The organism is Endozoicomonas montiporae CL-33 (genome assembly GCF_001583435.1).
In the GTDB taxonomy this organism is placed as follows: Bacteria; Pseudomonadota; Gammaproteobacteria; order Pseudomonadales; family Endozoicomonadaceae; genus Endozoicomonas_A; species Endozoicomonas_A montiporae.
The window spans coordinates 2,226,689-2,243,774 of the sequence record NZ_CP013251.1 but is presented as its reverse complement, the minus strand read 5'-3'; the positions used below and the strand labels follow the sequence as shown (position 1 = coordinate 2,243,774).

10 protein-coding genes and 1 pseudogene are annotated in these 17,086 nt (G+C 48.9%); 1 reads left to right on the top strand and 10 read right to left on the bottom strand.

What is annotated here, in order from left to right:
• Positions 1 to 30: 30 nt before the first annotated feature.
• Positions 31 to 3,540, bottom strand: a complete 3,510-nt coding sequence (dnaE, locus tag EZMO1_RS10265) for a DNA polymerase III subunit alpha (protein WP_034873129.1) — start codon at positions 3,538 to 3,540, stop codon at positions 31 to 33.
• Positions 3,541 to 4,471: 931 nt separating this feature from the next.
• Here dnaE and EZMO1_RS10260 point away from each other — a divergent pair.
• Positions 4,472 to 5,926 carry a hypothetical protein gene (locus tag EZMO1_RS10260; RefSeq protein ID WP_034873128.1) on the top strand — a complete coding sequence of 485 codons (1,455 nt, stop codon included), beginning with the start codon at positions 4,472 to 4,474 and terminating at the stop codon, positions 5,924 to 5,926.
• Between the two features lie 649 nt (positions 5,927 to 6,575).
• Here EZMO1_RS10260 and EZMO1_RS10255 read toward each other — a convergent pair.
• From EZMO1_RS10255 to rseP, 9 genes and pseudogenes are all read right to left on the bottom strand, one after another.
• Positions 6,576 to 7,639, bottom strand: a pseudogene (locus EZMO1_RS10255) (IS701 family transposase).
• Between the two features lie 232 nt (positions 7,640 to 7,871).
• Positions 7,872 to 8,444 carry a ribonuclease HII gene (rnhB, locus tag EZMO1_RS10250; RefSeq protein WP_086936475.1) on the bottom strand — a complete coding sequence of 191 codons (573 nt, stop codon included), beginning with the start codon at positions 8,442 to 8,444 and terminating at the stop codon, positions 7,872 to 7,874.
• A gap of 89 nt (positions 8,445 to 8,533) precedes the next feature.
• A complete protein-coding gene (gene lpxB / locus EZMO1_RS10245; protein WP_034873127.1) occupies positions 8,534 to 9,682 on the bottom strand; it encodes a lipid-A-disaccharide synthase in 1,149 nt (382 codons plus the stop codon).
• A gap of 44 nt (positions 9,683 to 9,726) precedes the next feature.
• A complete protein-coding gene (gene lpxA, locus EZMO1_RS10240) occupies positions 9,727 to 10,491 on the bottom strand; it encodes an acyl-ACP--UDP-N-acetylglucosamine O-acyltransferase (protein WP_222842235.1) in 765 nt (254 codons plus the stop codon).
• A gap of 80 nt (positions 10,492 to 10,571) precedes the next feature.
• Positions 10,572 to 11,012, bottom strand: coding sequence for a 3-hydroxyacyl-ACP dehydratase FabZ (fabZ, locus tag EZMO1_RS10235; protein WP_034873126.1), 441 nt, complete (start codon positions 11,010 to 11,012; stop codon positions 10,572 to 10,574).
• A gap of 201 nt (positions 11,013 to 11,213) precedes the next feature.
• Positions 11,214 to 12,233 carry a UDP-3-O-(3-hydroxymyristoyl)glucosamine N-acyltransferase gene (gene lpxD, locus EZMO1_RS10230; protein WP_034873125.1) on the bottom strand — a complete coding sequence of 340 codons (1,020 nt, stop codon included), beginning with the start codon at positions 12,231 to 12,233 and terminating at the stop codon, positions 11,214 to 11,216.
• Positions 12,234 to 12,237: 4 nt separating this feature from the next.
• Positions 12,238 to 12,747 carry an OmpH/Skp family outer membrane protein gene (locus EZMO1_RS10225; protein WP_034873123.1) on the bottom strand — a complete coding sequence of 170 codons (510 nt, stop codon included), beginning with the start codon at positions 12,745 to 12,747 and terminating at the stop codon, positions 12,238 to 12,240.
• Positions 12,748 to 13,173: 426 nt separating this feature from the next.
• Positions 13,174 to 15,540 carry an outer membrane protein assembly factor BamA gene (bamA, locus tag EZMO1_RS10220; protein WP_034873121.1) on the bottom strand — a complete coding sequence of 789 codons (2,367 nt, stop codon included), beginning with the start codon at positions 15,538 to 15,540 and terminating at the stop codon, positions 13,174 to 13,176.
• A 158-nt stretch (positions 15,541 to 15,698) separates the two neighbouring features.
• The gene (gene rseP / locus EZMO1_RS10215; protein ID WP_034873119.1) at positions 15,699 to 17,084 is read right to left on the bottom strand and encodes a sigma E protease regulator RseP; all 1,386 of its coding nucleotides are present in this window, start codon (positions 17,082 to 17,084) and stop codon (positions 15,699 to 15,701) included.
• Positions 17,085 to 17,086: the final 2 nt, after the last annotated feature.

Here is a 17,086-nt window from a genome sequence, read left to right as displayed (position 1 = left end):
TCTCCCTGCTACTCCGTAAACATCAATCACTCAGCGATATTCGATTTTCGCGGCCTCTTTACCTAACCACTGCCGCAAGCTGGCTACAAGGTCATCACTCGGACTGACATTCCATTGTTCACCCAGAACCAGACTGGCCGACGCATCGTTCCGGCAGTAGTCAATCTGCACCGGTAGTCGCCCCGGATGTTGTTGTAGCAGACCTGACAGACGCTGATTAAACCCTCTATCTACCTGCTCAACGGCCAGATTCAATACAATCTGTCGAGCATAATGACTGCGGGCATCCACAATATTAAGGATTTTTTTGGTTCTTACCTTCAAGCTGCCTGAATAGTCATCATGGGACACTTCGCCCTCAACCACAATCACCGCATCCATTTTCAACAGTTCATGGAACTGCTCAAACACATCGGCAAAAATAGAGACCTCAATCCGCCCTGTCCGGTCATCCAGCGTGATAAAACACATTTTGTCACCACGCTTGTTTTTCATCACTCGCATCGCCACGATCAAACCGGCAATATTCTGGGAAGATCCCCGGGCAGGCTGCAAGTCCTTGATCCGGTTTCGGATGAAGTGTTTAATTTCCTGCTCGTACTCATCAATAGGATGGCCGGTAAGATAAAGCCCAAGGGTGTCTTTTTCACCGTTCAGACGCAGTTTATCCGTCCACTCTGTCACCGAGTGATAACTGTCGTACACATTCTCTTCACCGGCAGGCACCAGAGCACCAAACAAGTCAGTGTGTCCGGAGTCAAAACTCTTTGCAGCCTGATCGGCAGCCTTAATGGCTTCTGTCTGACTGGCTTCGAGCACCGCACGATTAAAGTTCAGAGCTTTCTTCGCACCGGGTCTGGGGCCCATCAGATCCAGAGCGCCCGAACGAATCAAAGCTTCCAGCACGCGTTTATTAATGCGCTTGGCATCCGCTCGTTCGCAGAAATCAAACAAATCCTTAAAGTCACCACCTTGCTGACGGGCTTCGACAATGGCCTCAATAGGTCCTTCGCCCACCCCTTTAATCGCACCAAGGCCGTAAACAATGTGACCATCGTCGTTCACACCGAACATATATTCACCGCTGTTCACGTTCGGCGGTAACACGGTCAACCCCATATCCCGACACTCTTCGATAAAGGTCACCACTTTATCGGTATTTTGCATATCGGAACTCATCACCGCTGCCATAAATTCGGCGGGATAATGGGCTTTCAGCCACAGCGTCTGATAGGACACCAACGCATAGGCAGCCGAGTGGGACTTGTTAAAACCATAACCGGCGAACTTTTCCACCAGGTCGAAGATTTTCATGGCCAGCTCGCCATCAATGCCCTGCTTGATGGCACCTTCCTCGAAGATGGAGCGCTGCTTGGCCATTTCTTCCGGCTTTTTCTTACCCATGGCCCGGCGTAGCATGTCCGCACCACCAAGGGTATAACCTGCCAGCACCTGGGCAATCTGCATGACCTGCTCCTGATACAGGATAATGCCATAGGTGGGTTGCAGTATGGGTTGCAGCCATTCGTGCTGGTACTGGGCATCGGGGAACGATAACTCTTCCCGACCGTGCTTACGGTTAATGAAGTTGTCCACCATGCCTGACTGCAAAGGCCCCGGACGGAACAGAGCCACCAGTGCGATAATGTCTTCAAAACAGTCGGGCAGAAGTCGTTTGATCAGGTCTTTCATACCCCGCGATTCCAGCTGAAAGACCGCTGTGGTTTCGGCACGCTTGAGCATATCGTAGGAAGTCTTGTCTTCCAGATCGATCTGCATAATATCCAGCGGTTCTTCACCCCGTTGCTGACGACGGGGGTTGATCATCTTCAGCGCCCAGTCGATGATGGTCAGGGTTCGCAAACCCAGAAAGTCAAACTTAACCAGACCCGCCGATTCCACATCGTTCTTATCGTACTGGGTCACCACGCCCTGACCGTGCTCATCACAATACAAAGGCGCAAAGTCGGTCAGCTTGGTGGGAGCAATCACCACACCACCCGCGTGCTTGCCAACGTTCCGGGTCACACCTTCGAGTTTGAGCGCCATTTCCCAGATTTCACGCGCTTGCTCATCACCCTCGAGAAAGTCGCGCAACATGCCTTCCTGCTCATAGGCTTTGTTCAGGGTCATGCCGACTTCAAAGGGAATCAGCTTGGACAACTTATCAGCCAGACCAAAGGACTTCCCCTGCACCCTTGCCACGTCACGTACTACCGCTTTGGCCGCCATGGTACCGAAGGTGATGATCTGGGAAACCGCATTACGACCATAGGTCCGGGCCACGTAATCAATTACCCGATCCCGTCCATCCATACAGAAGTCAACGTCAAAGTCAGGCATGGAAACCCGTTCAGGGTTCAGGAATCGCTCAAACAGCAGGTCATATTCAATCGGGTCGAGGTCGGTAATCTTCTGGGCATAAGCCACCAGAGAACCGGCACCGGAACCCCGCCCCGGTCCCACTGGAATACCATTGTTTTTGGACCACTGGATAAAGTCCATTACGATCAGGAAGTAACCCGGAAATCCCATCTGCAAGATAATATCCAGCTCAAAATCAAGGCGATCCCGGTAGATCTTTTCTTTTTCGGCGTATTCAGGATCATCCGGCTTCAGAATAAACTGCAGACGCTCGGTCAGACCATCGTGGGAAAACTTGCGGAAATAGTCATCCATGGTCATGCCTTCCGGCACCGGAAATTCCGGCAGGAAGTATTCACCCAGATGCACATACACCGAACAGCGGCGGGCAATTTCGACACTGTTCTCAATCGCTTCAGGAATGTCCGAGAACAGTTCAATCATCTCATCTTCAGATTTGAGGTACTGTTCTTCACTGTAACGCTTAATACGGCGAGGGTCGTCCAGCGTCATGCTCTCACCGATACACACTCTGGATTCGTGAGCTTCAAATTCCTCACGAGTCAGGAACATCACATCATTGGTCGCCACCACCGGACAACCGAGCTTCGACGCCAGCGCGACAGAACCGTGCACGCACTCTTCATCACCGGTTCGGTTGGTACGATGCAGCTCCAGATAATAACGGTCCGGAAAAACATCCATCCATTCCGTTAGCAACTGCTCAGCCAGTTCTTCATTACCATTAATAATCGCCTGCCCGACATCACCGTCTTTGGCACCCGACAGGGCAATCAAGCCTTCCGATTTCTCCCGGATCCACTCACGTTTGACGATAGCCCTGCCATGCACCTGGTTTTCCAGAAAAGACTGAGAGATCAGTTCGGTGAGGTTACGGTAACCCTTCTCGTTCATGGACAGCAGCACCAAACGAACCGGCTCCAGTTCCGGATCACTGTTGGAGACCCACAAATCGGCTCCGCTGATGGGTTTAACACCCGCCCCCTGGGCGCCACTGTAAAACTTCACCAGTGAGCACAGATTCGACTGGTCCGTCACCGCAATGGCAGGAAAACCCGCCGCCGAGGCAGCCTTGATTAAGGGTTTGACCCGAACCAAGCCATCACTCAGGGAAAATTCAGTGTGCAATCTCAGGTGTATAAAACGTGCGGACATGGAGATAGGAAACCGGAAACCGTAAAGCCATAGTTTAACAGCTCTGGCTGCCCCTTCTCCAGCCCCGGAAAAAACCTTGACTCCCGCTTAACTTTAAAGCAGTGAGCAAACAAAAGCAGTGAGCGAACAAAAGCAGTGAGCGAACAAGTTGTACTTTTGGCAGCAGAGTACAGTTTTTTACACACATCGCAGTCTGGTTCACAGTATCAGCTTGTGTCCGTGATCGCCCTGCTCCTTTTTATTCGATTCACTGCTTATTCGATTCACTGCTTATTCGATTCTCTGCTTGATCTGTGTTTTTAGCCGCACCACCTTTCCCGCAGCCAATGTGTTCAGTAAGAAACCTTGGCATACGAGGCTTCCAGTGTCATATAAATATCGGGAATTGCTGGCTTTTAGCGGGTAACTCTTTGCCTGGGTTCAGGAATTTTCACGGCAAACAACTGTTAACATTGCCGCCCGTTTTTTTTTCTTCAGAAAGAAACCACTTTTACAGAAGCTCTGCTATGATGCTAAAGGATTAATCAAAAGGCTGTTTTAAAGAATTTGTTACTGAAAAATCAATAATGTTATACCCATTGAATTTGGAGATACGGGTAGGCGCCAAGCAAGCGAAGCCCCGTGATCCCGGGAGGCTGTCCGAGAATAGCGCCCGTAGCGAGGATCGTAGAAAATTGAGGATAAGAATTCGGTTTTGAAAGGTGAATAGCAAGTTATTCAACGAACAAAAGCGGTTTTTTCATTCCCGTGCAGCCTACCAGCCCTTATGGCACAAGCTTTTGTGCATCAGTGTAGAATTTTAGAAAACTTCCCACAGTATTGTCATAAAAAAGCTTGTCATTATGATCGAATAAAACATATACACCGGACTGGCACAGCATACGGCTGCTGCGTGTTTTATTCGTACGAAAGTACCTAGAAGGTGTTCGCCATGATATATCGCGCTGCTCAGATTTTATTAGCTGGTTTATTGTTCTCGTTTTCCCTGCTGTGTCATTCTAAGCCGCTGCTGCCTGAACAGTGCCGGACTCTGACCAAAAGTGACAATGACCAACTGTTGGATGTATGCACTAACTTTTTTCAGGATGAAAGATTTAAAGATTATACCCCGTATGTTATCCCTAGTACCGACAGTGTTTTTAAAACAATTACAGACATACTCAAGGATAAAGCCAACAGCAGTATTGTCTTCTTTCTTACTGATAGTTTGTACACGCTAGATGAATCTATTTTAATCAATAATACCAATGTTGCGTTCATCGGGGTGGATAGAAAAAATCCCGCTTATATCGTTTTAGATCCAAAGCCGCATCATGGACCAGCAGGCACATCTCTCAGGTTTAATAGTCCTGACGGTGAACTGATGTTTTATAATATTGTTTTTAGTGACCATGATCCCTACATTATTTTGCCTATAGGAGGACTAAGTCCGGATAGCCTGATAGATATCCAGTCCGCAAAAACGGTTAAAGCAAACGAGCTGACAATCAAGTCCTTGTATCACCAGCGAGCTCTCAGTTTTGAGTGCGCTGGCAAGAATTCAGAAACGCACATCAACATTGTCAATTCTTACTTGGTACTACCTGAAAATAACGCCTACGGCCTTAGTGCCGTTTGCATGAATCCAAAGCATTCCTTCATAGTACAATTCGCATTCTCTAAAATAATACTCAAGGCCAGCGAACTGCTGCTGCAAAAACATACCAACAATGCTTCACCCGACACTCTGACTAATAGCACTACCACACCATCACCTTTAACCACTGCAACTGAAAAAATAACACCTCTCGAGCACGATATCGGTATTTTCCTCAGTATTGCTGGAATGATAAAATTCCAGGAGAGTGTCTGTAACAGGGTACTATTCGCACCCTATGATGACGATTTAACTTTTCAACCCGCTACGGAAGAGCAAGTTCTGTTCGTAACCAGAGAGGAGGCATTCCACGGCAGCCTGTCAACAACCATCAGTAACACAAAAATAGGCAACAGCTACACACCAAGGCAGAAGACTTTCGAAATGGCGTATTTTTGTCCACAACGCTTTGACAGCACCATGAAGAATACTCTGCATCACTATCAGCCTGTCGCCAATACAGATGCCCAAAGCACGGCAAGCCCGGTTAACCTTCAGAAACTGTATGATACTAAAAACCTGTATGATACTAAAAACCTGCACGACACAATCAAACATTACCAAACAGCCACTACAGTCCTTGCTATAACCGTCGCGATTGAAACAGCAACAATCCTCTGGAATTTCCGCACACCAATACTTTCCATGTTCAGAAGGCTAAGACTCAATCCTGTAGACAAGTACAGCAAGAATTTAAGCACTCAATCAATAATAACAACAACAGAACCTAATGTTCCCCGGACCGACTAACCCCGTTCAGCAGGCTTCTGTCTCAACAACAAAAGAACCCACGTCGTATACTTCAGGCGTGGGTATAATACCAATTCCGCTTTCTAAATATGACCATGAGCAAGTCATTATGGGTCACGGGACAATACCCTGAAGGGCATAGTGTGACACGAGAGCAGAGTCGGTCTGCTCGTAACTGCAATTGAGATGGAGGTAGGCCCTCCGGTGGCGGCTTCTGGAAGCGGCCATCAAACCACCGTAAGCTGCGCCGGTAAAGAGCCGGTGTGGTGAGCGTTACGGAAAAGGCGTAGCTTGACTGCGTCAGGTATGAAATCAGGAGATGAACGCAAGTAAACCACTGATGACGCCTCGAAATGGGTTCCGATGACATCAAAAACGAGGGGTATGCCTGCCTCGTGAAAAGTTCAGGGGAAATCCGGTTACTGCCTGAATGGTGTCCGGGGCATAGGTGGCATGAACTGATTTCAGGCTCTTTTGTGGAACGTGGGAGCCTGTCGTTCTGGTGTTAAGGGAGCCAGCCAGGCAGCTGAACTGCGGAGGCTGTGAGTACCAATACAGAACACAGAGAAGGATCAGTCCGGTGTAGTGATGAAGCCTCTGTAATGGAAGTGGAGCGAAAGGACTGACTTAGGATTTGTCTGAAAATAACTCATGTTACGCACCCCTTCATCGACTGAAGTTTCTGGAACGATGATTTCAATGCAGTAAGATAAAGCTTTGCCCGCAACTCAAATGGTTTAAATCAAGCTTATTAGCCAGAAACTCGAGACGAAATGCCGAATATATCGACATGAACAGATGATTACTCTGCGTCAAAACTGTATAAGTCGGTGACTTGGCCATTGATGCATTAGATTTAAGTGTTTTATGGAAGACTTCAACTTTCCACCGTTTTTTGTAGATCGCCTTCAAAGCCTTTGCGTCACACTCAAGATCACTGCATATCAGATAGAGAATGCCCTTACTGCCATCTTTGTTTGTAAAGACCTGCCGGAACAGCAGAACGGGGAAGTCCACGCCTGCAATCCAGCCTTTGATGGGCTTTTCTTCTGAGAAGTCAATGGAATCTATACGCTGTGAGCGCCCCTGGCTTTTATCTTCCTCACTCAGCGAAAGCTTTCGGTTTGACTTGCTGGCCATGACAAAATGCTTATCGCATTCATGTCGTATATACAGCATGTTGTCGTTAGAACAGAACCAGCTATCTGCCAGCACGTAACGATATTTGATCTGATTATCACAGCAAACTTTCAGCATCTCCCGAAAGTCTTCGTTCTTGGTGGTTTCAGCCTTGCGTTTAACTTTTTGAGTTTTTACGTCGGAGTATTGAATAGGCTTTTTGATAAGCTTGTAGGCCACGGGAATAGAGATATCACCGACATGGTAAACAAAGTTGAGAAGGTTGATACCTTTTACCGAACGACCAAAGGTGTGATCAAAGTGCCATGCAATCAGGTCGTTCTCATCAGTGTAGAGTTTCTCCTGAATAGTGTCGTCGGCAATAAGTACTCCATCATCGCGCTCTTCCTGACGCACAACGGCTTTAACATGGTGCCAAAGAGTCTTACTGTCGAAGTGATTACGGGACAGAAGGCGTGTTACCTGATCATGGCTGTATGCGCCGTCCAGCAAAGATGACAGCTGTGTAGCTGTCGTTTTGCCGAATGAGGACAGCAGGTAATCGCTATACAGCTCAAACAGCTCTGTGTTCATGCTCTAAAGCATGGCAGATTTTTCTGGGTGCGTAACTCCAGTTAATAAGAACATCTGACAATCAGCAAGTCCGGGTCGATAGCAGGCAGGCTTAACAAAACTTCCGATGAACGCACCTGTGACTGAAAGGGATAGAATAAGCGAAGTGTCCACCCGATTGTATGAACAGCTGCGATGGATCAGTTAAATCCTTCAACTGACCTCGCATGAGTAGTGCCGAATTTCCTTCATCTTAAGATGGCGAACTCGATTCAATCGCTTCACGAACCGGCTTAAATGAACGACGATGTATAGGCGTCGCACCCAGTTTTTTCAGTGCTTCCATGTGCACTTTAGTCGGGTATCCCTTATGCCCGCCAATTCCATAGCCGGGGTACTTCTCTTCCATTTCCAACATTTCCCGATCACGGGCCACTTTGGCAAGAATGGAAGCCGCGCCAATTTCCGGCACTTTTCCATCACCTTTTATCACTGCCTCGGCACGACAGGGTAGTGTTGGGCAACGATTGCCGTCAATCAATGCCAAGTCTGGCTTTACACCCAGACCGACAACCGCCCTCTGCATAGCCAGCATGGTGGCGTGAAGGATGTTGAGTTCATCAATTTCCTCAACCTCCGCCCGCGCAATGCACCAGGCCAGAGCTTTCTCCCTGATTTCATCAAACAGGGCTTCACGCTTTTTCCCAGACAGTTTCTTGGAATCGTTCAGACCTTCAATCGGTCTGGCAGGATCAAGGATAACGGCGGCCGTCACCACCGGCCCGCATAAAGGGCCGCGGCCTACCTCATCAACACCACAAACCATGTGAACAGTGGTTTCTGGTTCAGCAAACAGATCGAGTTCAACCTGCTGGCTGCTGTTAGAAGTCTGATTAATGACTGGTTTGTCAGTACTCATTCTGTTTTTCCAATCACTGACTGAATGGCCTGCCAGGCAAGAACACTGGCATCCCGTTTTAAAGTCTGATGAATATGAGCAAAATTACTGGTGACATCCTGACGCCAGCATTCATCCTGAAGTGCTTTCAGCATGGCACTGGTAAGATTTTCAACTGTCGCCTGATCCTGTAACAACTCAGGCACCATGGGCCGATCACTCAACAGATTGGGCAACCCGACGTGCTTCACTTTCACCAGACGGCTTAAAATTGCAAAGCTGAGTCTGGCCATACGGTAACTGATGACCATCGGGCGTTTATGCAATGCCGCTTCCAGTGAAGCCGTGCCTGAAGCAATCAAAATCGCATCGGAGGCTGCCATCACCTCGGAAGCCCTGCCATCTGTCAGAACAATATCCAGATCAGGGCAGGCTTCCAGAATGGGTAACAACTGTTGCTTTCGCCGGTCATTCGCAGCAGGAATCAGAAAACGAATGGATGGAATCTTTTTCCGAACCTCACGGGCAGTATCCAGAAACAACTCAGCCAGACGAGCCACCTCTGCCTTACGACTACCCGGCAGAATCGCCATCACCGGACCATCTTCAGCCATTTGCAACGACTGTCGGGCAGCTTTCTGGTCAGGCTCCATTGCCACCTGGTCTGCCAGCGGGTGACCTACAAACGTCACGGGTACACCATGTCCCTGATAGTAATCTGCTTCAAAAGGCAGCAGACAGAGCATATGATCAACAGAGCGACGAATCTTTTTCAACCGTCCTTCGCGCCAGGCCCAGACTTGTGGACTGACATAGTGAACAGTAGGGATTCCACCACTTTTCAGTTGACGTTCAAGAGCCAGATTAAAGTCCGGTGCATCAATGCCAATAAATACATCCGGCTGATCCGCCAGAAAGGTGTCCCGCAGTCGTTTACGAATACCCAGCAGCTCACGCAACCGCCCAAGCACCTCTACCAAGCCCATGACCGATAACCTTTCCATGGGAAACAGGCTTTCAAAGCCTTCGGCAATCATTTTCGGACCACCAATGCCATAGCAGCGAGCGTCAGGGTGATGTCGTTTAATTTCCCGAACCAGAGCGGCTCCAAGCAAATCACCCGATGCTTCACCAGCCACCATGGCAAACGTCAGAGATTCAGACATGAACTATCCCTTTCTGCTGCACAACCCCTTTAGCTGCACAGCGGTTATCGAGTAATGCCACGGGTAGAGGCTTTGAGAGAATCAATCAGAAGCTGTACTTCATTGCAGGCAGGCATGGTTTCCAGACGATCAATGGCTTCAGCCGTGCGTAACCCCTGACGGTAGATCACTTTGTAGCTGTTGCGCAAGGTGCGAATCAACTCCGGAGCATAACCCCGACGACGCATACCTTCGAAATTCATACCATGAGGTTTGGCAGGATTACCGCTGACCATTACGAAAGCAGGCACATCCTTGAAAATGGCAGCCTGGGCTGCACTCATACTGTAGTCACCAATATGACAAAACTGATGAACAGTGGTGAAACCGCCCAGGATAACACCGTTACCCACTTTTACATGCCCGGCCAGAGTCGCATTATTCGCCATGATGATGTTGTCACCCAGCATGCAGTCGTGAGCGATATGGACATAAGCCATCAGCAGGTTATTACTGCCAATACGAGTCAGGCTCTGATCCTGAATGGTACCGCGATGAATCGTACATCCTTCACGGATGATGTTGCTGTCACCAATTTCAAGACGGGTTGGCTCACCGGCAAACTTCTTGTCCTGACAGTCTTCACCAACACTGGCAAACTGAAAAATCTGGTTATTTCGGCCAATTCGGGTTGGCCCTTTAATCACAACATTTGAATGAACAACCGTTCCTTCACCGACTTCTACACCGGGGCCAATCAATGTCCAGGGGCCGATTTTTACGCCTGCCCCAATACGGGCAGTCGGATCTACAATGGCCGCAGGATGAATATCGGCCGTTGGGTGCACCGCCAGCTGATCAGCAGCGGTGGCATGGTTGGAAAGGTTGCTGGAATCAGAATCAGCCAAGACTAAAGTTCCTTTCTTGCACAGGTTACATCAGCAGAGCAGACTATCTTACCATCAACCGAGGCATTACAGGAAAATTTCCATATCTCGCGTTTCATTGCAACAAATTCTGCCCGTAGCCTGACCTGATCACCCGGAACCACTGGCTGACGAAAACGAACCTTGTCAGCACCGGCAAAATAATAAATCTTCTGATCCCTGACATCTTTGGATCTCATCTGATGGCCCAGTATACCCGCCGCCTGAGCCATTGACTCAATCAACAACACTCCGGGCATGATAGGGTGCTCAGGAAAATGACCGTTAAACTGGGGCTCATTGACGGAGATGTTTTTGATGCACTCAATCACATTATTTTCAAGATCTACATCCAGCACCCGATCGACCAGAAGAAAAGGGTAACGATGGGGTAATATTTTCCTGATTTCCTCGATTGAGATCATGTAATATCGACTCAACTGTTAAATTGAAAAAGATCACACAGCAAAGCGTGTAAACAGTGGAAAAACCACAAAGGCCCAGATAAAAACAGAACCTCCGCCAGTAGTGGAATACAGCTTATACGATAATCTGACACCTACTTATACAAAAAGGCTGGAAACTCCAGCCTCTGTGCAAAGTCACGGTCAAATCCGCAGCGCAGGTTAACGTTTATCGAGTACCCTGATCCGCCGGGCCATATCATCCAGCTTGCGGAATCGAACAGCGTTACGTCGCCATTCCCCTGCTTCCATCAATCCGGTTCCTGACGCATAGGCACCTGGCTTATTGACCGACTTGGTCACCATTGCCATACCACCGAGATGAACATTGTCAGCAATGGTAATATGACCCGCCAGACCTGCTGCACCCGCTATGGTGCAGTTTTTACCAACCACTGTACTGCCGGAAATACCGACATTCGCTGCGACGGCTGTATTTTCACCAATCACCACATTGTGGGCTATCTGGATCAGGTTATCCAATCGGGCACCGTTTTTAATGATGGTGTCGCCCAATGCGCCCCGGTCAATACAAGTGCACGAGCCAATTTCAACATCATCGCCAATCACGACTCCGCCGATTTGGGCAATTTTATGCCAACGTCCATCAGCATGAGCATTGCCAAAACCGTCAGCACCAATAACGGCATTGGCGTGAATAATGGTACGTTGCCCAATAAACACACCATGACAAATGGTGACATTACGGCAAATGTGAGCGTCCTTACTGATAACGGAGTCATGTCCGATCACAGCACCCGCATCAATACGGGCACCCGCTTCAATCACCACCCCGGATTCAACCACTGCGTTCTCACCGATAGCCGCGGTTTCATGAACCTCGGCATCGGAACTAACAACCGCTGATTCAGCAATACCGGCCGGCAAACCTTTATCAGTGTCGAACAGGTGCGATACTTCAGCATAACCAAGATAAGGGTTAGCCAGTATCAGTGCGTTACCTGAATAGCCCTCTGCCGATTCCGGTGACAGGATCACCGCCGCAGCCTGACTGGTTTGCAGATAACGTGCATAAGCCGGATTCGCCAGAAACGCCAACTCGGACTCGTTGGCTTCCTGCAACGTATTCAGCCCCGTGATCACTTTGCCGGCATCACCCTTCAAACTGGCTCCAAGCCTGTCCGTCAGCTCTGCCAGTGTGTAGGAATAAGACTGCTTCATCGATTCACTTCATCTTGTTCAGGCGTTCAATCACCTGACGGGTAATGTCGTAATCCGGTTTAACATAGCGCACCGCACCACGCTCGATGACCATATCGTATTTGAGCTCTTTGGAAACTTCTTCAATCGCTTTCTCAAGCTTGGGGCGAAGCTGGCTCAGCTCCTGTTGATCGGCCTGGTTTTTATCCATTCGCAACTGGCGATCCTGCATTTGCAGATCTTCGTATTTACGGCGCATCTCCAGTTGTTTAGCTTCTACCTGAGTCTGGGAGAGGGTCGGTGCATTTCTCTCCAGATCCGCCTCCATCTTCTGCAACTCTTCCTGCAGGGACTGAATCAGCTTGATACGTGGCGCAAACTTCTTCTCCGACTCTTTTGCGTAACGCTTGGACGCATCAGATTCCAGTACCGCCATCTCTGAATCAATGACAGCAATTTTCATTTCTGCAGCATCCACTGCAGGTACCAGCATGACCAGAGCCAGCAGCGCCAATCCAATCTGTTTCAAACTCATTCTCCTGATAATTCCTGAAATAATGTACATGCTTATTAAGCGCCTGACATTCAGGGACTAACTGAGGCAACAAAAGCCTGTTGCCTTAAAAGCAGTTCAGTACCATATCCTGTCAGGGGGCAATAATGAGACTTAGCAACTTTAAGCAATCCGACGGTAGCAGATGCGAAAGTCACGCAGGCTCCGAGTATAAGCACTCGACCATACGAGCACTTAGGCAGAATTAAGCAAATGGTTATTATAATGAAAAGACGCTGGAACGCATCAATTTATCAACCAGATATTTGCAACCCATTGAAAAACCGAATAAAAAACTGTCTCAGGACAACACTTTCGAGTCATTCACGAAGATGAATAGTAGTCCAGAATAGAATCAGGGGCTCAATTTGAGCCCCTGAAGTCAGTCAATCAGCCAAAGAAATCAGCTTAGAACGGAGCGCCCAGAGAGAACTGGAACACTTGTGTCTCGTCTTCACCGTCAGCATTCAGTGCTTTCGCCAAACTGAATGTGAGTGGACCCAGAGGAGTTATCCAGGTCAACCCGAGACCAACACTGTATCGCAGCTGGCTCAGATCAGGGCTGTAACAATCCACAATATTGGGCTGACTGCTTAACGGCTCTTTGTCGGGCAGGTTAGACCCACTGTTCTTCTTGTTGCTACAACTGGTGTCATAGACATTACCGAAATCCAGGAACAAACTGGTTCTCAAAGAGCGCTGATCTTTAACGAACGGCAGCGGGAACAGGATTTCAGCGGTACCTTCAAAAATCACATCACCACCAATGGAGTTATAGTTATTACCATTAAACTCCTTGGCTTTAGGTCCCAGAGTATTATCCTTGTAACCCCGTACCGAGGCAAAACCACCACCGTAGTAATGTTCAAAGAACGGAATATCGTTGGTACTGCCATAACCACCAATATAACCCAGACGACCGGCAAAGCGAGCCGTCAGATTCTTTGTCAGTGGCTGGAAGTACTGCGCACGGTAATTCAGCTTATAGAACGTGACATCAGACCCGGGAATCGTCACCTGAGCAGAGGCACTTTGCGAGTACCCCCGCGTTGGCAGCAAACCACGGTTCAGTTCAGACTCAGACCAGCCAATAGTACCTTTCACGTTAGTGAACTGATTACCTTCATTGGCGATGTAATCCCGGATGTACTGCGGCGTATCATTACCGGTTGAAATTTTCGTTCCTTCAACGCCCGCACTGAAATTGATCGACTGGGTTTCAGAAATCGGATAACCAAAGCGAACATCGGTGCCCCAGGTATCTGCCGCATAACTGGAAATATCAGAATCGTCATAGTCATAGGTTCGGTAATACACTCCAAAACCACGACTGACACCATCGACCGTGTAATAAGGATCTGTGAAGCTGAAGTTATAGAGCTGACTGACGTCACTCTTGTTCAGACCTACCGAAACATTGTTACCGGTTCCCAGAAAGTTACTCTGACTGATGGAACCACCCAACAAGAGACCATCAGACTGGGAGTAACCGACACTGGCGGTAATACTGCCGGAAGGCTGCTCTTCAACGGTGTAGTTCACATCAATCTGGTCACTACTGCCCGGCACTGGCGGCGTTTCTACATCCACCTGACGGAAAAAGCCGAGGCGCTCAAGACGGACTTTGGACTGCTCAATATTCTGGGTATTGGCTGAGGCACCTTCCATCTGACGCATTTCGCGACGCAGCACCTCATCTTCCGTTTTGGTATTACCCGAGAAATTAATACGGCGCACATAAGCCCGGCGACCAGGATCAACAAAGAAGGTCAGATCAACCGTTTTATTTTCATGATCCGGTGTCGGAATGCCCGACACGTTGGCAAAGGTGTAACCTTCATTACCCAGTCGGCGACTGAGGATTTCTTCCGTGGTGGTGATAACACGACGGGAGAAGGTCTGATCCGGCTTCGCCAGCACCAGATTACGGGCTTCTTCCTCATCAATAATCAGGTCACCCGCCAGCTTGACCTCATTAATGGTGTACTTATCACCCTCGTCAATATTGACGGTGATAAATACACTCTGCTTGTCCGGGCTAATGGAAACCTGAGTAGACCGGATATTAAAGTTGATGTAACCACGATCCAGATAATGAGAACGCAGACGTTCCAGATCACCGGATAGTTTCTCTCGAGAGTACTTATCACTGGAACCAAAGAAAGAGAACATACCAGTCTCTTTGAGTTCGAACAGATCCAGAACTTCACTCTGAGGAAAGACGGTATTGCCTACGACGTTAATATGTCGAATGGTTGCTACCTTGCCTTCCTTGACGTTAATCGTCAGTTTGACACGGTTGCGCGGCAATGCCTCAACATTGGCTGAAATACTGGCGCCATAACGCCCCTGAGATACATACTGGCGTTCAAGTTCAAGACGAATGGCTTCCAGCGTCGCCTGCTGAAAGATCTCACCCTCGGATAAGCCTGAAGAACGCAAACCGTTCATCAGGTCATCTGTTTTGATCGCCTTGTTTCCTTCAATTTTAATTTGACTGATGGAAGGACGCTCAACTACTGAAACCACCAGAACATCACCGTCACGCCCCATCTGGATATCCTTAAAATATCCGGTACGGAACAGCGACTTGGCTGCATCGGCAATTTGAGGCGACAGAACATCGTCGCCTACCTCAATAGGCAGTGAATTAAATACGGTACCTGCTGACACCCTCTGCAGGCCATCAATTCGAATATCAGACACAACAAATGCGTTGGCGCCTGACGCGTAGGCCATCGAGCCAATCAGCAAAGACAACAATGATCGCTTCATGGAATCCGTTCTTTGTCCGTGTTCGTTTTTACCATAAAAGTCGCTTTTCAATTCGTGACGCGATGAAAACGCAACTTTCTTCGCTCATGGCTATTAACCAATGACCAGATACCGCCTGATGGCCAGAATCACTGACCGCCCGTGGCATCCAGTCTACATCAAAACAGTCTGCTCAAATCGTTATACAGAGCCAGCATCATTATACCGACCACAAAGGTTACACCAATTTTCAGACCAAGTACCTGCACTCGTTCCGAAACCGGCTTACCCCGAACCAGTTCAATCAGATAAAACAACAGGTGTCCACCATCAAGTACCGGTATCGGTAACAGATTCAAAACACCCAGGCTGACACTCAACATCGACAGAAAATAGAGAAAATTTTCCAGTCCGGATTGCAGCGATGCGCCAGCCACTTTAGCAATGGTTATCGGGCCACTCAAGTTTTTCACTGAAACCAGTCCGGCCACCATTTTCCACAACGACTCCACCGTCATACTGGTCAGAGTCCAGGTACTGTCAAGCGCTTTCGGTAAAGCCGCAACCGGATTAAACTGGAGCTTTCGAACCATATCGTCCGGCCAGCCTACCTGCTGAACACCTGCACCAATATAACCGGAAGGTTCACCATTCAACTCCCGGGTACCCGGCGTCAAGGCAAGATTCAGCCGCCGACCTTCCCTCTCCAGCTCAACCTGAATAGTCTTTCCGGCATTCGCACGAATCACCTGAACCCAGCTCAGCCAGTCTTTAACAGGCTGCCCATTACTGGTAAGAATCCGGTCACCGGCTTGCAGTCCGGCCGCTCTGGCAGCACCGTCCGGGCTCAATTCGCCCAGCACTGCAGGAATTAACGGCGTATAAGGCTCAATACCCAGCGCCCTGACCGGATCAGCAATACCGTCTCCACTGTCATCCACCAGCCAGTCAGAAATGGCAACGGTTTTATTTCGCACCGCCGCGGACGACAACTCACCGGGAACGCCTGCCCGCGTTGCAACCGAAAGATTGCGCGTATCTCCAATGGAAGACAATAATTCCAGATTTACCTGCTGCCAGCCCGGGGTTTCCTCACCATCAATACTGACAATTTCATCGCCTGGTATAATGCCAGCCACTGCGGCTGGCGAATCGGGCAACACACTGCCCACCTGGGGAACAATGGTACGAATACCTGCCATGTACATCAGCCAAAGGGCAAAAACAGCCAGGATAAAATTGGCAATTGGCCCAGCGGCCACAATGGCAATACGAGACAGCACAGGCTTGGAGTTGAATGACTCGTGCCTCTCGCTTTCGGCAACCGGCCCTTCGCGCTCATCCAGCATTTTAACGTAGCCGCCAAGCGGTATCAGCGCCACTACATATTCGGTGCCCAACCTGTCTGTCCAGGTCCAGAGAGGCTTACCAAAGCCAACCGAAAATCGTAACACTTTGACACCGCATTTACGCGCCACCCAGAAGTGTCCGAACTCATGTATGCTGACCAGTATTCCCAGCGTGATGACAAAAGCAGCCAGCGTTTGTAAAGACCCAAAAATCATAG